General features: G+C 69.8%; 24 protein-coding genes. 12 read left to right on the forward strand and 12 right to left on the reverse strand.

The features are described from left to right. The first annotated feature begins 72 nt into the window (after positions 1–72). The 11 genes from D9601_RS17435 to D9601_RS17485 are packed head-to-tail and all read left to right on the forward strand — an operon-like array spanning position 73 to position 7,260. Positions 73–1,491, forward strand: a complete 1,419-nt coding sequence (locus tag D9601_RS17435; protein ID WP_232474374.1) for a phospholipase D-like domain-containing protein — start codon at positions 73–75, stop codon at positions 1,489–1,491. Further along, positions 1,488–1,886, forward strand: coding sequence for a hypothetical protein (locus tag D9601_RS17440; RefSeq protein ID WP_198355345.1), 399 nt, complete (start codon positions 1,488–1,490; stop codon positions 1,884–1,886). The genes D9601_RS17435 and D9601_RS17440 overlap by 4 nt, the downstream gene beginning before the upstream one ends. Continuing rightward, positions 1,886–2,851, forward strand: a complete 966-nt coding sequence (locus D9601_RS17445) for a cation diffusion facilitator family transporter (protein ID WP_198355346.1) — start codon at positions 1,886–1,888, stop codon at positions 2,849–2,851. The genes D9601_RS17440 and D9601_RS17445 overlap by 1 nt, the downstream gene beginning before the upstream one ends. A gap of 12 nt (positions 2,852–2,863) precedes the next feature. After that, entirely contained in the window at positions 2,864–3,097 is a 234-nt protein-coding gene (locus D9601_RS17450) for a hypothetical protein (protein WP_198355347.1), read from the forward strand. A gap of 16 nt (positions 3,098–3,113) precedes the next feature. Then, positions 3,114–3,602, forward strand: a complete 489-nt coding sequence (locus D9601_RS17455) for an SRPBCC domain-containing protein (RefSeq protein ID WP_198355348.1) — start codon at positions 3,114–3,116, stop codon at positions 3,600–3,602. After that, the gene (locus D9601_RS17460; protein ID WP_198355349.1) at positions 3,599–3,976 is read left to right on the forward strand and encodes a hypothetical protein; all 378 of its coding nucleotides are present in this window, start codon (positions 3,599–3,601) and stop codon (positions 3,974–3,976) included. The genes D9601_RS17455 and D9601_RS17460 overlap by 4 nt, the downstream gene beginning before the upstream one ends. Positions 3,977–3,998: 22 nt before the next feature. Further along, complete coding sequence (locus D9601_RS17465; RefSeq protein WP_198355350.1) at positions 3,999–4,889, forward strand: bestrophin family protein; 891 nt, start codon at positions 3,999–4,001, stop codon at positions 4,887–4,889. A gap of 23 nt (positions 4,890–4,912) precedes the next feature. Continuing rightward, on the forward strand, positions 4,913–5,242 hold the full coding sequence (locus D9601_RS17470; protein ID WP_198355351.1) for a hypothetical protein: 330 nt from the start codon (positions 4,913–4,915) through the stop codon (positions 5,240–5,242). Next, positions 5,230–5,916 (forward strand): ZIP family metal transporter, encoded by a 687-nt coding sequence (locus D9601_RS17475; RefSeq protein ID WP_198355352.1) that lies wholly within the window; start codon positions 5,230–5,232, stop codon positions 5,914–5,916. The genes D9601_RS17470 and D9601_RS17475 overlap by 13 nt, the downstream gene beginning before the upstream one ends. 55 nt (positions 5,917–5,971) lie before the next feature. Then, a complete protein-coding gene (locus D9601_RS17480) occupies positions 5,972–6,895 on the forward strand; it encodes a cation diffusion facilitator family transporter (protein ID WP_198355353.1) in 924 nt (307 codons plus the stop codon). 20 nt (positions 6,896–6,915) lie between these two features. Beyond that, positions 6,916–7,260: a hypothetical protein gene (locus D9601_RS17485; protein WP_198355354.1), complete on the forward strand. Its 345-nt coding sequence runs from the start codon at positions 6,916–6,918 to the stop codon at positions 7,258–7,260. Positions 7,261–7,273: 13 nt separating this feature from the next. Here D9601_RS17485 and D9601_RS17490 read toward each other — a convergent pair whose 3' ends face one another. The 11 genes from D9601_RS17490 to D9601_RS17540 form a co-directional block, all read right to left on the reverse strand. Further along, a complete protein-coding gene (locus tag D9601_RS17490; RefSeq protein WP_198355355.1) occupies positions 7,274–7,585 on the reverse strand; it encodes a hypothetical protein in 312 nt (103 codons plus the stop codon). A 35-nt stretch (positions 7,586–7,620) separates the two neighbouring features. After that, positions 7,621–8,124, reverse strand: a complete 504-nt coding sequence (locus D9601_RS17495; RefSeq protein ID WP_198355356.1) for an SRPBCC family protein — start codon at positions 8,122–8,124, stop codon at positions 7,621–7,623. 70 nt (positions 8,125–8,194) lie between these two features. Further along, complete coding sequence (locus D9601_RS17500) at positions 8,195–8,896, reverse strand: ZIP family metal transporter (protein WP_198355357.1); 702 nt, start codon at positions 8,894–8,896, stop codon at positions 8,195–8,197. A 26-nt stretch (positions 8,897–8,922) separates the two neighbouring features. Then, a complete protein-coding gene (locus D9601_RS17505; protein WP_198355358.1) occupies positions 8,923–9,276 on the reverse strand; it encodes a DUF190 domain-containing protein in 354 nt (117 codons plus the stop codon). Between the two features lie 65 nt (positions 9,277–9,341). Further along, positions 9,342–12,584: an efflux RND transporter permease subunit gene (locus tag D9601_RS17510; RefSeq protein ID WP_198355359.1), complete on the reverse strand. Its 3,243-nt coding sequence runs from the start codon at positions 12,582–12,584 to the stop codon at positions 9,342–9,344. Next, entirely contained in the window at positions 12,581–13,735 is a 1,155-nt protein-coding gene (locus tag D9601_RS17515) for an efflux RND transporter periplasmic adaptor subunit (RefSeq protein ID WP_198355360.1), read from the reverse strand. Before D9601_RS17515 ends, D9601_RS17510 begins: the two co-directional genes overlap by 4 nt. Next, positions 13,732–14,991 (reverse strand): TolC family protein, encoded by a 1,260-nt coding sequence (locus D9601_RS17520; protein WP_198355361.1) that lies wholly within the window; start codon positions 14,989–14,991, stop codon positions 13,732–13,734. Before D9601_RS17520 ends, D9601_RS17515 begins: the two co-directional genes overlap by 4 nt. Positions 14,992–15,043: 52 nt before the next feature. Beyond that, positions 15,044–15,385: a hypothetical protein gene (locus D9601_RS17525; protein WP_198355362.1), complete on the reverse strand. Its 342-nt coding sequence runs from the start codon at positions 15,383–15,385 to the stop codon at positions 15,044–15,046. Between the two features lie 41 nt (positions 15,386–15,426). Further along, a complete protein-coding gene (locus D9601_RS17530; RefSeq protein ID WP_198355363.1) occupies positions 15,427–16,755 on the reverse strand; it encodes an MFS transporter in 1,329 nt (442 codons plus the stop codon). A gap of 49 nt (positions 16,756–16,804) precedes the next feature. Continuing rightward, positions 16,805–16,996: a DUF1289 domain-containing protein gene (locus D9601_RS17535; RefSeq protein ID WP_198355364.1), complete on the reverse strand. Its 192-nt coding sequence runs from the start codon at positions 16,994–16,996 to the stop codon at positions 16,805–16,807. Next, positions 16,996–18,129 (reverse strand): nickel/cobalt efflux transporter, encoded by a 1,134-nt coding sequence (locus D9601_RS17540; protein WP_198355365.1) that lies wholly within the window; start codon positions 18,127–18,129, stop codon positions 16,996–16,998. Before D9601_RS17540 ends, D9601_RS17535 begins: the two co-directional genes overlap by 1 nt. Before the next feature lie 147 nt (positions 18,130–18,276). Between D9601_RS17540 and D9601_RS17545 the strand changes: the two genes are divergently transcribed. Continuing rightward, on the forward strand, positions 18,277–18,546 hold the full coding sequence (locus D9601_RS17545) for a metal-sensing transcriptional repressor (RefSeq protein ID WP_198355366.1): 270 nt from the start codon (positions 18,277–18,279) through the stop codon (positions 18,544–18,546). 14 nt (positions 18,547–18,560) lie between these two features. Here D9601_RS17545 and D9601_RS17550 read toward each other — a convergent pair whose 3' ends face one another. Continuing rightward, on the reverse strand, positions 18,561–18,989 hold the full coding sequence (locus D9601_RS17550; protein WP_198355367.1) for an SGNH/GDSL hydrolase family protein: 429 nt from the start codon (positions 18,987–18,989) through the stop codon (positions 18,561–18,563). Positions 18,990–19,005: the final 16 nt, after the last annotated feature.

Genomic DNA, 19,005 nt, shown 5'->3' on the forward strand with positions numbered 1-19,005 from the left:
GGGCGGCGGCCGAGCATCTTTCGCGAGACGCCCGGCGCGTTCTGGCGCGTCGAGCAGGCGACGCGCGCGGCGATGATCGTCGATGCGGAGGACTATTTCACCCACCTGCGCGCGGCGATGCTGAAGGCGCGGCGCCGCATCGTGCTGGTCGGCTGGGACTTCGACGCCCGGATCGCGTTCGCCGGTGGGGGAGGGGACGGCGGGCCGGAGGCGATCGGGGAATTCATCACCTGGCTCGTGCGGCGGCGACCCGAGCTGCAGGTCCATATCCTGCGCTGGGATACCGGTACGCTGAAGGCGCTGTTCCACGCCGGCACCCTGCTCACCGTCCTGCGGTGGATCCGCGACCCGCAGATCCACCTGAAGCTCGACAGCCACCATCCCGTCGCCGGATCGCACCACCAGAAGGTGGTGGTGATCGACGACGACGTCGCCTTCTGCGGCGGGATCGACATGACCCGTCGGCGCTGGGACTCTCGCGCTCACGCCGACCACGAGCCGCGCCGTCGCAATCCGGACGGCTCGCCTTACGGCCCCTGGCACGATGCGGCGATGGCGCTCGAGGGTCCCGCCGCCCGCGCACTCGGTGACATGAGCCGGGAGCGCTGGCGCGCCGCGGGAGGCAGGAAGCTCGAGCCGGTCGAGACCGGCGGCGACTGCTGGCCCGATGACCTGGCGCCCGACTTCCAGGACGTCGAGGTCGGCATTTCGCGAACGCTGCCGGCGATGCGCGATTGCGGTGCCGTCCACGAGATCGAGGAGCTGTACGTCGCCCTGATCGCGCGGGCGCGGCGGTGGATCTACGCCGAGAGCCAGTATTTCGCGTCACGGCGCATCGCCGAGGCGATCGCCCGCCGCCTCCACGAGGCGGACGGGCCCGAGGTGGTCATCGTCAACCCGATCACGGCGGACGGCTGGCTCGAGCCGATCGCGATGGATTCGGCGCGGGCACGGCTCGTCGCGGCGCTGCGCGAGTGCGACCTTCACAATCGTTTCCGCATCTACCATCCGGTGACGGCAGCGGGCCGACCGATCTACGTCCATGCCAAGGTCATGGTGATTGACGACGAAATCCTTCGGGTGAGCTCGTCCAACTTCAACAATCGCTCGCTCCGGCTCGACACCGAATGCGACGTCACGCTCGATCCAGCGGGCGACGATCCTGCGGGTGCGTCGTCGATCCGACGGATCCGCAACGCGCTGCTCGCGGAGCATCTGGGAAGCGATCCTGCCACCGTCGAGGCGATCCTCTCGACGACGGGCTCACTGATCGTGACCATCGCCGGTCTGTCCAGCCGCGGACGTGGATTGCAGCCTTTCGAGCATGGCGAGCTGCCGGCGGTACAGCGCTGGCTCGCCGACACGAAGCTCCTCGATCCCGAGGGGCCGGCCGAGATGTTCGAGCCGCTCGCGCGCCGGACACCGCTGCTGAAACGGCTGCTGCACCGCCACGATGGCGCGGGACCGCCCGGCGGGAGGGCGCGGTCATGAGCACCGGGCCGTTCCGCGGCGCCGCAGAGCATCCCATCGGGCACCGTCGACCGGATGCGTCGGCACACCGCGCCCGCGGCGACGAGGCCGACCGCCTCGGCCGGGCCACCGTCACCCCGTTTCGAGACAGCAACTTCCAGGGATCGCAGTCGATGAAAGACGAGCCGGCGAACGACGACAGCTTCGGCGAGACTGATGCCGCTTATTGGCGGCGCCGCGCCGCGCAGGAACGGGAGACCGCCGAACATGCGGAGACCCTCGCGGCCGCCAACGCACATCGCGCGATCGCGCAGCAATACGCGGCGCGGGCCGACGAACTCCGCTCGGAGACGACGGAGCCGGCCGGTCGGCGGCCGTCCGCGGCACCCGACCCAACCTCTGAGGCAGACGGGTAATGGCAGAGCACGCGCACGGTCACGACCACCACCGGGAAGACGGGCATGGGCATGGTCACGACCACGCTGGACATGGCCACAGCCATGCCCCGGCGACCTTCGGCAAGGCCTTCGCGATCGGCACCGCCCTCAACGTCACCTTCGTGGTGGTCGAGGCGATCTACGGCGTCGCGGCGGGGTCGATGGCGCTCCTCGCCGACGCCGGACACAATCTCAGCGACGTGCTCGGGCTGCTCATCGCCTGGGGGGCGGCCACGCTCGGGCGGCGTCGCCCGCAGGGCCGCTACACCTACGGCTTCCGCAGCTCCTCGATCCTGGCCGCCTTCCTCAACGCGCTCCTGCTGCTGATCGCGATAACCGCGATCGCGGTCGAGGCGATCGGCCGGTTCGCCGACCCCGAGCCCGTCGCCGGCGGGACGGTGATGATCGTCGCGGCGATCGGCATCGTCGTCAACGGCATCACCGCGATGCTGTTCGCGAGCGGCCGGAAGGGCGATCTCAACATCCGTGGCGCCTTCCTGCACATGGCGGCGGACGCCGCGGTGTCAGCCGGCGTGGTGGTGGCGGGCTTCGTCATCCTGAAGACGGGGCTGACCTGGATCGATCCCGTGGTCAGCCTCCTGATCGTGGCGGTGGTCGCGATCGGGACCTGGGGGCTGCTGCGCGATTCGGTGAACATGAGCCTGCAGGCGGCGCCGCCGGGCATCGATCCCGACGAAATCGCCGCCTTCCTCCGCGCTCGCGACGGCGTCGCCCGCATCCACGACCTGCACGTCTGGCCGATGAGCACGACCGAGACCGCGCTGACCGTCCACCTCCTCGTGCCGGACGGGTATCCCGGGGACGCCTTCACCGCCGCGGTCGCCGCCGACCTCGCGGAGCGGTTCGGGATCGACCACGCCACGATCCAGGTCGAGACCGACGCCGGCACGCCGTGCACGCTCGAATCCGATCAGGTCGTATGAGGAGGATCGGCTGTGGAGCGGCCCCCATCGTCGCGGCGCAGATGGCGCGAGGAGGACGACGCGGACCTGCGCGCGCGGATTGGCCGGCGCCAGAAGATCGCCGACATCGCGCGGGAGATCGGGCGGACGGTCGATGCCGTCCGCGGGCGAGCGGCCCAACTCGGTCTCCAGCTGCCGTCGTCGCTGCGGCCATGGCGCCCCGGCGTGCCGCGCGGGCGCCGCACGCCCGGCGAGCCGGGTCCATGATCGCGCGGGGTCGGTGATGCCCGAATTCGTCAACACCGTGGTGCTGCAGGGCGCGCCGGTCCGGGTGTGGACCGCGTTGACCGACCGGGCGCAGCGCGACGCCTGGGGTCCGCTCGTCGACCTCGACGACACCGCGCGCGCGGGGCCGGCGCACTGCGGCTGGGCGGTCAAGGGATTGGCCCGGCCGGTAAGGATGGCGGCGACGATCGACCGGTTCGAGAAGCCGGAGATCTTCGCCTGGTCGTGCGGTCTTCCCGGCGTCTACGTATTCACCGAGCTGTTCGAGCTCAGCGGCGACGACGGCGGCACCTCGATGATGCATTCGATTTCCGCGCGCGGGCTGCTGGGCCGCCTGCTCGGGCCGATGATCCTCAAGCGGATGCACAAGCTGATGCTGGAGAGCGACGAACGCCTCGAGAAATACCTGCGCTGGCGGATCGTGCGCGCCCCCGCGCGGGCCCAGCGCGCCGCCCGTCCGACGCGCCGTAAGGGAAAGACGCGATGAAGCGATCGACCATCGGTCTTGTCGTAGGTCTGGTGCCGGTCGCGGCACTATCGGCCTGCTCGGAAAAGACGCCCGCCCCGCCGCCGACCGACCAGGAGATTCACAGCGCCGACAGCGGCGTTCCCTCCGGCCGGCTCGGGCGTCACGTCTACCGCTGCGACGACGGGTCCACGCTGCTCGTCGATTTCGCGGACAAGGGCCTCCAGCTCGATCTCCGCGTCGGCGAGGGCGGCAGGCCAAAGCGCTTCACCGCGCCTCTCCAGGGTCTGCAATATGTGGGCGACGCGGGCGGCGTCGTCCTGCGCGGGACGCAGCTCGAGACCGACGGTCCCGAGCTCGGCAAGCGGATCTGCCGGCGACAGGGGCGCGGGTGATGGCCGGACGGATCACCCGCCGATGATCGTCGGCGCATCGCCGCGGCTGCGGCAGATCATCATCGAGGTGTGGAAGCCGCTGGCGGTGCTGTTCGTCTGGGACGTCGCCGTCACCGCCTTCCATCTGCTTACGACGTTCCGCGAACCGCCGCTGCCGATGACGCTGTTCGGCACCGCGCTCGCCCTGTTCCTCGGCTTCAGGACGAACGCCGCCTATGCGCGGTGGTGGGAGGCGCGGACGCTTTGGGGTGCGATGATCAACGCCTCGCGCTCGCTCGCGCGGCTGGCGCTGAGCCTGACCCGAAGCGGCACCGCCGAGGCTCTCGCATTTCGCGAGGCGGTCGTGCTGCGTCAGATCGCCTTCGTCCAGGCGATGCGCTGCCAGCTGCGCGGCGAGGATCCGGTAGGTGAGATCGGGCGGCTCGCCGGCGACGAACTTGCAGCGCGGGCCGCCACACGCCGCGGGCCGGCGAATGCGATGCTCGAAAGCATTTCCGCGGCCGCCGCGGATGAACTCGAGGCGGGCCGGATCAATCCGATCCAGCAGTCGATCGTCGAGCAGACGCTCACCGACATCGCCAACGCGCAGGGCGGCATGGAGCGGATCAAGAACACGCCGCTGCCCAACGGCTTCCGGTTCTTCCCGAACTTCTTCACGCGCGTCTTCTGCGTGCTGGTGCCGATCGCGCTGGTCGAGAATCTCGGCATCGCCACGCCCGTCGGCTCGACCCTGATCGGCCTGGTCTTCCTGGCGGTGCTCAGCATCGGCGAGGATCTCACCGATCCGTTCGCCAACTCGGTGCACGACGTGCCGCTGACCGCCATGTGCCGGACGATCGAGATCGACCTGCTGCAGTCGCTCGGGCGCGACGCCCCACCGCCGCTCAAGCCCGTCGAGGGGGTGTTGTGGTAGGGTGGGGATCCGCTGCGAACGCGATGGCGCGATTGCTGGTGCTGGCCGTCCCGGCGAGCCTGCTAATCGCCGGCTGTCACCACAAGGTCGCGGAGCGGCATCCTGATCGTGCCGCACCGGTGGTCGAGCGGGTGTTCCGCTGCGACGATCGGACGCAGGCGACGCTGCGGGGCAGCGGCAGCCACCTGTTCCTCGTGCGGGCCGACGGTCCGAGCGGCGCCCTGACCGGCCCACGGCGATCCGGCGAGCGGCTCGACGCCAGCATCGATGGCACCGCGGTCCATGTCGAGCCGATCGGTCGCTTCGGCTTGCAGGAGCATCTGACGATCGGAAACCTGTCATGCTGGCGCTGACCTACACCGTCATACCCGTGTTCGCCGTCATCCTCGGCGCGGCGGCGGCAGCCATCCGCAAGCCCGGCGAGAGCTTCGTCGCCGCCATGCAGCATCTGGCCGCCGGCGTCGTCTTCGCCGCGGCGGCGGCCGAAATCCTGCCGCAGGTCATGCACCAGGCGAGCCCCACGGCGACGCTGCTCGGTGGGGCGTTGGGCGTGGCTGTCATGCTCGGCCTGAAGAGCCTCGAGGGGAGGGCGGCCGGGCCGCTCGCGCTGCTCGGCGCGATCGGCATCGACATATTCGTCGACGGGCTGGTGCTGGGCCTCGCCTTCGCCGCCGGTGCGAAGGCCGGCGTGCTCCTGACGATCGCGCTGACGCTGGAAGTGCTGTTCCTCGGCGTGACGCTCGCGACCGAGCTTGGCGAGACGATGAAGAGCCGCTTGAAGGTGGTCGCCGCGGTAGCCGGGCTCGCGCTCCTGCTGCCCGTGGGGGCGCTGGCGGCATTGCCCGTCGCGACATTCTCGCCGGTGGTCGTGTCGGGATTCCTGAGCTTCGGGCTGATGGCGCTCCTCTATCTCGTCACCGAGGAGCTGCTCGTCGAGGCCCACGAGAAGCCGGACACGCCCCTCATCAGCGCGATGTTCTTCGCCGGCTTCCTGGCGCTGCTGCTGATCGAGGAGCTGCTGGGGTGACCCGGCACCGGGCGCCGCGCCCGCGCGCGACACACGAGAATTGGAGGAAAGACTGATGGCAGAGAATCACGGACGTGCGGAAGGCGGGCACGCGCACGACCATACCGCCGGCGCGAACGCGAAGATGCTCGGCTGGGCGCTGGCGCTCACCGCCACCTACCTCGTCGCCGAGGTGATCGGCGGGTTCGTCTTCAACAGCCTCGCGCTGCTGTCCGACGCCGCCCACATGCTGACCGATGTCGCGGCGCTCGTCATCGCGCTGCTGGCGATCAAGCTCGGCGCGAAGGCGGCGGACGACAAGCGGACGTTCGGCTACCGCCGCTTCGAGATCCTCGCCGCCGCTTTCAATGCGGTGCTGCTGTTCGGCATCGCGATCTACGTCTTCGTGGAGGCGATCAAGCGCTTCAACGAGCCGCAGGAAGTCCAGTCCTGGGGCATGATGATCGTCGCCGCGATCGGGCTCGTCGTGAACCTCGTCTCGATGCGGCTGCTGACCGCCGGCAAGGACGCGAGCTTCAACGTCAAGGGCGCCTATCTCGAAGTATGGGCGGACATGATCGGCTCGGTCGGGGTCATCCTCGGCGCCCTCGCGATCCGCTTCACCGGCTTCACCTGGATCGATCCGATCGTTGCAGTCGCGATCGGCCTGTGGGTCCTGCCGCGCACCTGGATCCTGCTCCGCGATACTACCAACGTCCTCCTCGAAGGCGTGCCGAGCGGCCTCGATCTGGGCGAGGTCCGCCGTTCGATCGGGGCCGTGCCCGGAGTCGCGAATCTCCACGACCTGCACATCTGGTCGATGAGCAACGAGGAGGTGAGCTGCACGGTTCACGTGGTGCTGGCGGAGGGTGCCCCCGTCGATGACACGCGCGCGGCGGTGCAAATGCTGCTCCGGGACAAGTTCGACATCGAGCACAGCACCGTCCAGACCGAGCGCTCCGCCGCCGCGTGCGACGCCGGCGATCATCTCCACCGCTGAGCGGACCTGGCTCGGAGGCGATGTCGGTCGTGCGCGCGGTCAGCATCTACCACCGGCTCGTTCCGGCGGGCGGCTGGCTCTTCTTCGCGCGCGCGATCTTGACCTCGGCTCGCGAAGCACGTCGCGCCGGCTTGATGACTCCGCGTCGAGCGCTCGCCTGGTGCCGTGCTGCGGGACGGGTCTATCGGATCGGCTTCGCGGTCTGGCGGACGAACGGGGGCAAGTGGCGCGGGTTGGGTGGCTCGGCGGCCGCGCCGGCGGCGGATGCGACGCGGGCGATCCGACGCCCGACCGCTTGGGGGCTCGTCATCGGTGGGGTCTGCACCCTGATCGTCTTGCGCTTTTTGCGAGCGGACCTGGTGTGAGTTGCCCCGACCATCAGGCGCGCCGGCAGTTCACCGCCGGACCGTCACGCAGCGCGAGCCGAAGGACGCTTCCGTGCAACGCCGCGGACCCGCCCGTGCCGTGATAGGGTCGGCCCTGGGCGCGCGCGGTGAGGACGACCATGGCGCGCTCGGTCGCGACGCGCAGGCGCATGCGCAGGCCGCCCTTCTCGAACGCGATGAACGCGGTTTGGCCGTCCTCGCAGCGATAGATGTGCTCGTGATCGGGGCGCAGCTGCTGCTCGTCTGCCGGGGTCTCGCTGGCTCGATCTGAACAGCCGGCGAGGAGAAGAGCGAGCGCTGCCACGGGTCCCCACCGCCTGCCGGCACGGCCTCCACGCATCAGCGCCGGCGTCGGCGGGACGGCGATTTGGCGCGGAATCGCGACGTCGCGGGCGTGGGCGCAGGCGACGGTATCGATTGCCGTTTCTGGAGCCGGTCGACGAGGCAGGTATCGCTGCGCTCGAGGCTGCGGCGCAGCGTTCGGCTGACGAACAGGGCGGGGAGGGGGGCGAGCAGCCCCATGATCCGGAGGCAATGGACGACGCTCGTTCCGCCGCCCGCGGCGGCCGCAAGTGTGTAGCGCTCCTCGATCGCGAAGATCCAGGGTTCACCGAACCGCCAGGCGAAAACGTGCGGTCGCTTGGCGGCGACGATGTCCGCCGGCGTCGAGATCTTTCGACCGCGTCCAAGGAAGAAGTTCACCATCACGTCGCCGCCCGGGTCGACCGACCCGCTCAGCTGGAAGAACGGCTTCCAGCTTCGATGCCCGTCGAGATCTGCAAGAAGGTCGTAGACGCTCTCCGGCGAGGCAGTGACGGTCGTCTCGCGCTCGAATGTCAGCATGCTGTATGGCCTCCGCGCCGGGCCGGAGGCAGTGTCCGCCCCCTGTGACCGCCCATGGGGTGCGCCCGGCTCATCGCGGCACCGCCAGCAATTCGGCGGCGAAGACGATGAGGAAACCGAGGAAGAACAGCGAGGTGACCAGCCGCGTCTCGCCGAGATCGTGCGCGCGAACGAGCAGTTCCTCGGTGACCAGGTAGAGCAGTGCCGCCGACCCGAAGGCGAGCAGCGCGGTCAGCACGACCGGGGGCGCGCCGGCGAGCAGCAAATAGCCGACGATCGAGGAGACCCCGAGGATCGCCGCCAGCCCCGTGCAGGTGGCGAGCACCGTCTGCAGGCGCGCGCCGCCACCTCGCATCGTGTCGGCGGTGGCGAGACCGAGGAAGAACATCTCGAGGGTGAGCGCTGCCGAGACCAGCAGGCCCTGGCGAGCGCCGACCGCGAAGCCGGTGCCGATGACCACGCCGTCGATGACGCAGTCGATCGAGACGGCGGCGAGAAATCCGAGCGGCAGCTCCGCGCGACCCGCATCGCGCGCTTCGAGGCGTTCGGCGAGCCAGCGCATCGCGAACATCGCGGCCACGCCGGTCGCGAAGCCCGCGATCGCGGCCCCGGGCGCGCCACCGTGGATGACGCCCGGGACGATCTCGGTCGCGATCGCGGCGAACACGACGCCGGCGGCGAGATGCTGCACCGCACTGCGCCACAGCCTGGTGAGCGAGACCGCGCCGCCGAAGACGCCGGCCCCGATCACTGCCGCAGATGGCAGCAGCATGAGACCGAAGAGCTGCCCACCCGGCATCACGGCTGTGCCGCGTCGCCTGGAGCGGGATCGACCCGGCCGCCGCGCAGCGTCTCCACGCGTTCGAGCGTCACCAGGCCGATCCCGCTCGTGGTCGCGATCTCGGCCCAGAATGCCCGGATGCGGTCCTCGACGTCGACGATTTCGACGATGACCGGATAATTGTGGTCGAGAAATCCGCGCCGGTGAACGTGCGCGCTATGGCCGAACCCGGTCTGGGCGCGGTGGATCGTCGCGCCGAGCATCCGCGCCTCGCGCGCGCGGTCGAGCAACAGCTCGAATACCCGGCGATCGCCGAGCAGCGCCGCCTCGTCGGTATAGATCCTGAGCAAGCAGTGCGGTTGTGTTTCCATTGTTCACGCTCCTCTACTGAACTGCTCGGCGGCGTCGCGACCCGAAGGCCACGACGCCGCCGAGGTCACGCCGTGGGGGTGACGGCGGGACGGGGGGAAGGGGGGCGCACGGCACGCCGCGCCATGAGGCGCGACGCCCAGGCGGTGATCGCCGGCAGCACCAGCAGGGTCAGCGCGGTGGAGGTGATGAGCCCGCCGATCACCACGGTGGCCAGCGGTCGCTGGACCTCGGCGCCGGTGCCGGTGGCGAGCGCCATCGGCACGAAGCCGAGCGACGCCACCAGCGCGGTCATCAGCACCGGCCGGACGCGCTCCATCGCGCCGCGCTCGATCGCCTCGTCCTCTTCCGCGCCTTCCTCGCGATACTTGCCGATCGCGCTCATCATCACGAGGCCGTTGAGCACGGCGACGCCCGACAAGGCGATGAACCCGACCGCCGCGGTGATCGAGAACGGGATGCCGCGCAGCAGCAGCGCGAACACGCCGCCGGCGAGCGCCATCGGCACCGCCGAGAACACGATCGCCGCCGGCACGAAGCCGCCGAGCGCCATGTAGAGCAGCGCGTAGATCGCCAGGAAGCAGATCGGCACCACGATCATCAGCCGCAGCCGCGCCGACTGGAGGCTTTCGAAGGTGCCGCCCCAGCCGGTGTACATGCCCGCCGGCAGCTCCATCGCCGCGATCTTGGCCTGCGCATCGGTGACGAAGCCGCCGAGGTCGCGCCCGCGCACGTTGACCTGGACGATCACCATGCGCTTGCCGTTCTCGCGGCTGATCTGGTTGAGCCCTTGCGTGTAGTTGAACTGCGCGACTTCGCGGAGCGGGATCGAGCGGGCCGATTGCCCTTCGGCCGCCGGCAGCATCACCGGGATCGCGCCCAGCGTGTCGAGGTCGTCGCGCTGGGCGTCGGGCAGGCGCACGACCACGTCGAAGCGGCGGTCACCCTCGAACAGCAGCCCCGCCTCGCGGCCGCCGAGCGCGGCGGCGACGGTGTTGGCCACTTCCTCGACCGACAGGCCGTAGCGGGCGACCGCCTGGCGATCGATCTTCACGTCGAAGGTCGGTGCGCCCGAGGTCTGCTCGACGCTGACGTCGCCCGCACCGGGAATGGTGCGCACGGCGCCCGCGATCTTGCGCGCCTGCTCGTTCATCTTCTCGAGATCGTCGCCGTAGAGCTTGATCGCGACGTCGGCACGGACGCCGGCGATCAGCTCGTTGAAGCGCATCTGGATCGGCTGCTGGATCTCGGTCCGGTTGCCGATGATGGTCTTCATCTTCTCCTCGATGCGCCGCAGGATATCCTCCTTGCTCTTCACCTCGGCGGGCCACTCCTTCTCGGGCTTGGGGATGACGTAGGTATCCGACGCGTTGGGCGGCATCGGGTCGGTGCCGAGGTCGGCGTTGCCGTTCTTGGAGAAGACCAGCGCCACCTCGGGCAGCGTCTTCAACGCGTTCTCGAGCCGCATCTGCATCTGCGTCGACTGGTCGATCGAGGCGGACGGCACGCGGAAGTTGGTGACGGTGATGTCCTTCTCGTCGAGCTGCGGCATGAACTCCTCGCCGAGCAGCCCGAAGCTGAGGATCGCCGCCACGAAGATGCCGATGCCGCCCAGGATGAAAGGCATCGGCCGCGCGACCGCTTTCGCGAGCGCGGGAGCATATTTTTCCTTGAACCAGCGGATCGGCTTCACCTCGGTCTCGCTGACCTTGCCCTTGACGACGATCGCGATCATCGCCGGCACGAAGGTCAGCGACAGCACGAACGCGGAGGCGAGCGCGATCATCAGCGTGATCGCCATCGGCGCGAAGGTCTTGCCCTCGACCCCCTGGAAGGTGAGTAGCGGCACGAACACCAGGAAGATGATGAGCTGGCCGTAGACGGTCGGGCGAACCATTTCCTGGGCCGCGAGCGTCGTCTCCTCCATCCGCTCGTCGCGGGTGAGGAGGCGGCCCTCATGCTCCTGCCGTTCGGCGAGGCGCCTGAGCGCGTTCTCGACGATGATCACCGCACCGTCGACGATCAGCCCGAAGTCGAGCGCGCCGAGGCTCATCAGATTGCCCGACACCCCGAGCCCGTTCATGCCGGCGGCCGTCATCAACATGGTTATCGGGATGACGGCGGCGGTGATCAGCGCCGCGCGGATGTTGCCGAGCAGCAGGAAGAGCACGACGATGACGAGCAGCGCGCCCTCGGTCAGGTTCTTCTCGACCGTCCCGATCGTCGCGTTGACCAGCTTGGAGCGGTTGTAGACCGGCTCCGCGAACACGTCGGGTGGCAGCGCCTTGTTGATCTGCGTCAGCTTCTCCGCGGCGTCGGTCGCGACGATGCGGCTGTTGTCGCCGACCAGCATCAGGACGGTCGAGATCACCGCCTCGGAGCCCATGCGACTGCCCGAGCCGGTGCGCACCGCGCCGCCGATCACGACCTGGCCGACGTCCTTCACCCGGACCGGCACGCCGTTGCGCGTCGCGACCACCGCGTCCTGGATGTCCTCGATCGACTTCAGGCGCGCGTCGGCCCGCACCAGGAAGCTCTCGCCGGCTCGCCTGACATAATTGGAGCCGGCCGAGAGGTTCGCCCGCTCCATCGCGCTGGCGAGGTCGGTGACGGAGAGACCGTAGGCGGCGAGCGCGGTCAGGTTCGGCTCGATCAAATACTGCTTCACGTAGCCGCCGTTGGAATCGACGCCGGCGACGCCGCGCACCGTCCGCATCTGCGGGCGGATGATCCAGTCCTGCACCGTGCGCAAATAGGCGGCCTTCGCAAGCTCGGTGGTCAGCCGCTCGCCCTCGGGGGTGAGGTAGCTGCCGTCCGACCGCCAGCCCGGCTTGCCGTCGACGGTCTTCACGCCCTTTCCGTCGGGGTGGCGGAAGGCGACCGAATAGAAGAAGATTTCGCCGAGGCCCGTCGACAGCGGCGACAGGTTCGGCTGGACGCCGGCCGGCAGGCTGTCCTTGGCCTGTGCCAGCCGCTCCGTAACCTGCTGCCGCGCGAAATAGATGTCGGTCGAGTCGGTGAACACCGCCGTCACCTGGCTGAAACCGTTGCGGGTGAGCGAGCGAGTGAGGGTAAGCCCCGGGATGCCGGCGAGCGCCGTCTCCACCGGGAAGGTGACCTGCTTCTCCATGTCGACCGGGCCGAGGGTCGGGTTGAAGGTGTTGATCTGCACCTGCCGGTTGGTGATGTCGGGCACCGCGTCGATCGGCAGCTTGGTGATCTGCCAGAGGCCGAACCCGACGACGACCAGGGTCAGGAACGCGACCAGCCATCGCAGTCGGACGGACGTCGCGAGGATGCGGCCGATCATTCCGCCGTCTCCTTCTCGATCTCGGCCTTGAGGAGGAAAGCGTTGGTGGTGGCGATCGGGGTGCCCGCGGCGAGCCCGTCGGCGATGGCGACCATGCCGCTCGACCGGCTGCCGATCCGGACCGGCCGCGCGACGAAGCCGGTGCGGGTCCGGACGAAGACCACTGTCTGATCGCCCAGCGTCTGCACCGCGTCCTGCGGCACGGTGACGCCGTTGCGGACCGCGCCGCCGCTCGCGAGGATCTTGGCCTGGATCAGCTGGCCCGGGACGAGCGTGCTGCCGCCGGCCGTGGGAGTGACCACCACCGTCGCGGTGCGCGACTGGGGATCGACCACGCCGGTCGCGGAGCGGACGCGACCCTCGATCGTGCGACCGTCGCTCGTCGTGAGCTCGACCCGATCGCCCGGTCGGATGCGCCCGGCCTCCGCCGGGGGCACGCTGGCGGTGATCTGCAGCCGCGACGGGTCGGCGACGCGGAACAGCTCGGTTTCCGCGGCGACGAACTGGCCGAGATTGGCCCCGGCGCTGGTGACCCGGCCGGATACCGGGCTGACCACCGCCACCGAGCGGCCGTCGGCGCTGACCCGGGCCGCACCCGCGGCGGCGGCCGAGCGGCGGGCATCGGCCTGCGCGACCGCGAGGTTCGCCTGTGCGGTTTCGAAATCGGCGCGGGGCGAGACGCCCTGATTGAGCAGCGAGCGCTCGCGCGACAGCTGGCGGCCGGCAAGCGTCACCCGCGCGGCGGCGGCGGCGCGGTCGGCCGCGATCTGCGAGGCGTCCCGGCTCTCGACGAGCGCCAGGGTCTGCCCGGCGCGCACGGGGTCGCCGATCCGCGTGAAGATGCGGGTGACCGTGCCCGGCGCGCGGGCGGTCAGCACCGCCTCGGCGTCGGGGGTCGCCTCGACCGTCGCCGAGGCGAGGATCGCGGCATCGAGTTCCCCGGCGGCTGCGGGAGCCACGCCGATCTGGGAGGCCGAGATGGCCCGTGGGGTCATCGCGACGACGTTCGCCGCACCCTTCGGCGTCGCCGGTGTCTCGACGGGAGCGGGCGGCGGCGGCGATTGCGTCAGCCGGGCGGCACCGAAGCCGACGGCGGCCGCGGCGGCGAGACCGAGGGCGGCCCCGGCATAGAGGCGGTTGTTGGCGGTCATTGGACCGGTTCTCCAGTGATGGTGACGCCCTGCAGACGGGCGAGAGTGGTGCGCGCGTCGAGCCTGGTCGACGCGGCGTCGAGGGTGACGCCGCGCGCAGCGCCGAGGCTCTGGCGGGCGGCGAGCAGTTCGATCAGCGGCGACTTGCCGGCTTCGTAGGCGATGCGGGCGAGCCGATAGGCTTCGGTCGCGGTCGCGAGCGTCCGTTCGGCGGCGGCCGCGCGCTGGTCTGCCGCCTCGACGAGGGCGAGCGCCGCACGGGTGTTCGCCTCGGCGTCGAGCCGAGCCGCCGCGGCCCTCGCCTCGGCGCCCTGGAGATCGGCACGCGCCGCGGCGATATTGCCGCGATTGCGGTCGAAGAACGGGAGCGGCACCGACACGCCGGCAACGATCGCGGGGCCGCTGGCGACGCGCAGCTGGCGGACGCCGAGCTGCGCGGTGACGTTGGGAATGGCGAGCCGCTGCTGGACGGCCACCTGCCGGGCGGCCGCCTCGCGTTCCGCGTCCGCCACCCTCACCGTGGTGGTCTGCATCGGGTCGATCGGGCCGATGACCGGTCGCGCGGTCAGCCGACCGAGCAGTGATTCCGAGAGGCCGGTATAGGGGGTGGGGCTTCCCGCCAGCGCCGAGAGCCGGGCGAACGCGACGGTGCGCTGCGCCCGCGCACCCTCGAGCGCGGCCTGGACGGTGTTGAGTTCGGTTTCCGCCTGGACCTGGCGGAGCCACGCCTCCTTGCCCGCGCCGACGAGCGCGCGCGCGACCTTCAGGTCGCCGGCCGCGTTGTCGAGCTCTTCCTGCGCCAGCCCGATGCGTCGCTCGCTGATCTCGGCCTCCGCATAGGCCCGCGCGAGATCGGTGGCGTAAGCCAGGCGTCCGTCGCGATTGCGCTCGCGCGCCGCGACAATCCCCGCCTCGCCTGCCGCGATACGGGCGGCGCGCTTGCCGCCCAGCTCGATCGGCTGGTCGACCTGGAACGTCGTCTGCTCCTGGTTGCGGGCATTGCGGATGAGATCCCCGGTGAAGTTTTCCGCATAGACGCTGACCGAGGGGTTGGGGCGGGCGCGGGCCTGCTGCGCGAGGCCCCGTGCCCGTGCGACGTCGGCGTCGAGCGCCAGCACGCGCGGGGTGTCCTTGGTCTGCGCGAGCAATTGCGCGAAAGGTGGCGCGGTCTGTGACCACGCCGGGCCCGCGGGCACCATAGCCGCGAGCCCGCCGATCAGCGCAAGCCTGCGCCGTCGGCCGATACTGCCGTTCATAGATAATGATCCTTCGAGAGTGAGCCGAGGCGCTAGCGAGCGCCGACAGGCGTCACGCTCGAGGGGGGCGCATCAATCGATCGGCGCGCGACCCAGCGATGCCGCGGTCGTCCGCCGTCGGCCACCGAATGGCGTCGATATAGACGAGCTTCGGTGCGACCGTTTCCGGAGCCACGACCATCCCCTGGGCCGCGGCGTGTGCGGCGACGTGGATGGGCGCGTCGGGGTCGGCACTGTTGTCGTGGCTGTCGTGCGCGGCGCTTGCCATCGCGACACTGACCGCATCGTCATGAACGACCGCGCTATGCCAGCTCGACACCACGACGAAACCGAACAGCGCCACCACCGACAGCGCTGCGGCAAGTATTACGAAGCGGGATCGGCGCGCGATCATCGCAAGTTGCTTAGAGTTCGGCCGGCTTGGCCGCAAGTTCGTCATTGCTTGGGCCATTGCCGGTGCCGCCGATCGATGACGTAGGGGTGGCTCTCGCCGGCGGCGTGCGAGAGATGATGCGCGTCATCGGCCGCGAGATCGCCGTGCTCGTGCGCGACGACATCGGGATCGTTCGCCGGCCAGAGGAAGACGGCGGCGACGGTGCCGATCGCCGCGATGATCGCCATGCCGGTGAACGCGGCGGCCATGCCGACGCGCGCGCCGAGCTGTCCGACGAGCGGGTAGCAGATCAGCCAGCAGACGTGGCTGAGTGCGAATTGCGCGGCGAACAGGGCAGGGCGATCCTCGGCGTTGGCCGAGCGACGCAGCAGGCGACCCGAGGGCGTCACGTTGGACGAATAGGCGATCCCCATCACGAGCCAGCCGGCCAGGATGGCATACCAATAGGCGGAACCCGGGTTCATCGCGGCGCTGACCGCCGCCAGCGTCGCGAGCGCGAGCGTCAGGACGACCGCGCCGACCAGCATGACGGTGCGGTCCGCCACCCGGTCGAGGATGCGCGGCAGCGTCAGCGCCGCGGTGATCGAGCCGCCGCCGAAGGCGGCGAGCGTGAGCGCGACGTCGCGCTGGCTCAGCCCCATGCCACGCACGATCACGACGGTATTGACGATCACCATCGCACTCGCGGCGGCGGCGGTGAGGGTCAGCGCGAGCAGCCCGCGCAGCCGCGGCGTCTTCAGGTAGATGCGTGTGCCGCGCGTGGTCTTGTCGTAGATCCCGCCCTGATCCTCGACCGGCTTCGGGCGCGGGAGCACGGTGGAAACGACGAGCAGCGCCGATGCGACGAAGCCGATCGCGGTCCCCGAAAACAGCCAGTGGTAGCTCATCACCGTGAGCAGTCCGGCAGCCAGGATCGGGCTGGTCAGGCTCTCCATGTCGTAGGCGAGGCGGGAGAGCGAGAGTGCGCGCGTATAGTCGCGCTCTTCGGGCAGGACGTCGGGGATCGTCGCCTGGAAGGTCGGGGTGAACGCCGCCGACGCCGATTGCAGGACGAAGATCAGCACATAGACCTGCCAGACCTGGTTCACGAACGGCAGGCAGATCGCGACCGCAGCCCGCACGACGTCCATGCCGACCAGCAGCGCGCGGCGCGGAACGCGATTGGCGAAGGCGCCGGCGATCGGCGCCACGCCGATATAGGCGACCATCTTGATCGCGAGCGCCGTGCCGAGGACCGCGCCGGCGCTGCCGCCCGCGATATCGTAGGCGAGCAGGCCGAGCGCGACCGTTGCGAGCCCCGTCCCGATCAGCGCGATGACCTGGGCGAGGAACAGGTGGCGATAGGTCCGGTTGGCGAGAACGCTCAGCATGGCTCGCACTCCGGCGCCGCAAGGGTGATTGCCGGACGGGCGGAGACGATCATGACCGTCCCTCCCCGGCGGGTCGGGCGCCGAGCTTCGCCAGACGCTGCGGCAGACCGCTCACGATGCGTCGTGCGTCGCCGGGTCGCAGGTTGCGCCAGCGCCTGACTTCCTCGCGCGAGCGCCCGCACCCCCGGCACCATCCGGTGCGGGCGTCGAAACCGCACAGGTCGACACAGGGCGAGCGCATCAGAGCGCACTGATCCGGTCGAGGCCGCTGATGCCCGAATAGGCCATGTAGCACGCGATCACGAGCATGAGCCCCGCGGACGCGTACGGAGCCTTGCGCGCGAAGTCGCCGAACCCCGACCAGCGCTTCTGGATCTGATTGACGCTGAGCGAGGCGATCACGCCGGCGCTGACCATCGTGACGGCCAGCCCGACGCTGAACGCACTGACCAGGACGACGCCGAGCGTCAGCCGCTTGAGCTGAAGGCAGAGCAGCAGCACCGTCACGGCGGCGGGGCAGGGGATCAGCCCGCCGGTGAGGCCGAACAGCGCGATCTGCCCGGTCGTCACCTTCCGGTCGGCGAAGCGCTTGCTGATGTCGGCAGCATGGGCGCGCTCGTGCGCGTCCATATAGGCGGCGTCGCCGGTCACCTTGAGGCCGCTTTCGGGGGCATCGTGATCGTGCCCGCGGTCATGCTCGGCAAAGTCGAGATCGTAGTCGTGGCTGTGGCCACCATGGCCGAGCGATACGCGCGCCGCGAATTCGTGCGGCTCGGGGATCTCCTCGACGCTCTCGATGAAGTCGCCGCGGTCGACGAACCGGAAGGTCTGCGTGCGTCCGGGGCCGCGGTCGGTGGTGACGGTTACGTCCTCGGCCTTCCAGCCGCCCTTGGCGAAGCTCGCGCGCCAGCGCGGCGGCACGCCGTCCTCGAAGATCTCGAGGCGCATCGTGCCGTGCCCGGTGTCGATCGTGCGGACCTCGTCGGCGCCGTGATGATGGTGATGATGGTCGTGCGCCGCCTCCGCCTTCTGGTCGGCGCGGGTGCGCCAGATCATCCAGACGCCGATACCGAGCACGATCACCGCTGAGCCGAGCAGCAGATAGGGCTCGGTCGTCTCGGTGTTGATGCCGCTCCCGAGATACTGCCCGCCGAGCGCGATCGCCCAGACGATCGCGGTGTGGGACAGGGCGGCGCACAGACCGAGCAGGATCGCCTGACCCACGGTGCCGCGCACCGCGATGATGAAAGCGGCCATCATCGTCTTGGAATGACCCGGTTCCAGCCCGTGCAGAGCGCCGAGCAGCAGCGCGCTCGGGATGAACAGCCAGAGGTTGGTGCTGCCTTGTTGAACCAGGTCGGCGAAGGAGGTCATGGGCGTTCCGAAAAGATCGGTCGGCCGGGAGAATCGAACCCACCGGCGACCTTCAAGTGGACCGCCCCATATCCCCCCGAGGGGATCGCGTCTATCCCCCACGGGGGATCATGGACATTTCATGCCGAGATATCCTACATCGGGGCCATGGCCCACAACGCTCACACCAGCCATCCCGCGATCATCAAGCGCCTCAACCGCGCCGGCGGTCACCTTCGTAGCATCGTCGACATGATCGAAGCGGAACGCCCGTGCGTCGACATCGCGCAGCAGCTCCAGGCCGTCGAGAATGCGATCGCGAGCGCCAAGCGCGCGCTCATCAACGATCATATCGACCATTGCCTCGTCCATGCCGAGGAAGGGGAGGGGCCGCAGCACGCGATCGACCAGTTCCGCGCGATCTCCAAATATTGGTAACGTCGCGGCGGTCGTCAGCGGAGCAGGGCCCGCGCGAGCGCGCCATAATCGCTGGGATGAAGGCGATCGCGGCTCGGAAAGCGGGTGAGGTCGAGCACCTCGTCACCGAAGGTCGCCGCAACGCTCCGCACGATATAGGCGCGGGTTCGATCGTAGGGCAGGAGCCAGATGACCCGGGCGCTCGGCATCTTGGTGCGGACGCTCGCCATCGCGGCGGAGACCACCGCCCGCCGGGTTGCCGCCGTCGTCTCGCCGAGATCGTCGTTGCTGCCCAGCGACAGGATCGCGGTGTCGTAGCGGCGCGGCGGTAGCACCCAACGCGCCATCGCCCTCGAGCCGGCGCCGGTCGCGGCCCGCACATCGCACGGGTGCGCAAGATGCGTGTTCACGGCGGCCCCGGCGCCGAGCGCGAGGCTATCACCGAAGAGGAGGCAGGCGAACATCGAAGCTCCTTAAACC

Source organism: Sphingomonas sp. MA1305 (assembly GCF_016107325.1).
Classification (GTDB): domain Bacteria; phylum Pseudomonadota; class Alphaproteobacteria; order Sphingomonadales; family Sphingomonadaceae; genus Sphingomonas.

Coding starts and splice junctions, on each gene's coding strand:
- D9601_RS17435 (WP_232474374.1), top strand. CDS start 73: ATGATCGTCGATGCGGAGGACTATTTCACCCACCTGCGCGCGGCGATG.
- D9601_RS17440 (WP_198355345.1), top strand. CDS start 1,488: ATGAGCACCGGGCCGTTCCGCGGCGCCGCAGAGCATCCCATCGGGCAC.
- D9601_RS17445 (WP_198355346.1), top strand. CDS start 1,886: ATGGCAGAGCACGCGCACGGTCACGACCACCACCGGGAAGACGGGCAT.
- D9601_RS17455 (WP_198355348.1), top strand. CDS start 3,114: ATGCCCGAATTCGTCAACACCGTGGTGCTGCAGGGCGCGCCGGTCCGG.
- D9601_RS17460 (WP_198355349.1), top strand. CDS start 3,599: ATGAAGCGATCGACCATCGGTCTTGTCGTAGGTCTGGTGCCGGTCGCG.
- D9601_RS17465 (WP_198355350.1), top strand. CDS start 3,999: ATGATCGTCGGCGCATCGCCGCGGCTGCGGCAGATCATCATCGAGGTG.
- D9601_RS17470 (WP_198355351.1), top strand. CDS start 4,913: ATGGCGCGATTGCTGGTGCTGGCCGTCCCGGCGAGCCTGCTAATCGCC.
- D9601_RS17475 (WP_198355352.1), top strand. CDS start 5,230: ATGCTGGCGCTGACCTACACCGTCATACCCGTGTTCGCCGTCATCCTC.
- D9601_RS17480 (WP_198355353.1), top strand. CDS start 5,972: ATGGCAGAGAATCACGGACGTGCGGAAGGCGGGCACGCGCACGACCAT.
- D9601_RS17485 (WP_198355354.1), top strand. CDS start 6,916: ATGTCGGTCGTGCGCGCGGTCAGCATCTACCACCGGCTCGTTCCGGCG.
- D9601_RS17495 (WP_198355356.1), bottom strand. CDS start 8,124: ATGCTGACATTCGAGCGCGAGACGACCGTCACTGCCTCGCCGGAGAGC.
- D9601_RS17500 (WP_198355357.1), bottom strand. CDS start 8,896: ATGCTGCTGCCATCTGCGGCAGTGATCGGGGCCGGCGTCTTCGGCGGC.
- D9601_RS17505 (WP_198355358.1), bottom strand. CDS start 9,276: ATGGAAACACAACCGCACTGCTTGCTCAGGATCTATACCGACGAGGCG.
- D9601_RS17510 (WP_198355359.1), bottom strand. CDS start 12,584: ATGATCGGCCGCATCCTCGCGACGTCCGTCCGACTGCGATGGCTGGTC.
- D9601_RS17515 (WP_198355360.1), bottom strand. CDS start 13,735: ATGACCGCCAACAACCGCCTCTATGCCGGGGCCGCCCTCGGTCTCGCC.
- D9601_RS17520 (WP_198355361.1), bottom strand. CDS start 14,991: ATGAACGGCAGTATCGGCCGACGGCGCAGGCTTGCGCTGATCGGCGGG.
- D9601_RS17525 (WP_198355362.1), bottom strand. CDS start 15,385: ATGATCGCGCGCCGATCCCGCTTCGTAATACTTGCCGCAGCGCTGTCG.
- D9601_RS17530 (WP_198355363.1), bottom strand. CDS start 16,755: ATGCTGAGCGTTCTCGCCAACCGGACCTATCGCCACCTGTTCCTCGCC.
- D9601_RS17535 (WP_198355364.1), bottom strand. CDS start 16,996: ATGCGCTCGCCCTGTGTCGACCTGTGCGGTTTCGACGCCCGCACCGGA.
- D9601_RS17540 (WP_198355365.1), bottom strand. CDS start 18,129: ATGACCTCCTTCGCCGACCTGGTTCAACAAGGCAGCACCAACCTCTGG.
- D9601_RS17545 (WP_198355366.1), top strand. CDS start 18,277: ATGGCCCACAACGCTCACACCAGCCATCCCGCGATCATCAAGCGCCTC.
- D9601_RS17550 (WP_198355367.1), bottom strand. CDS start 18,989: ATGTTCGCCTGCCTCCTCTTCGGTGATAGCCTCGCGCTCGGCGCCGGG.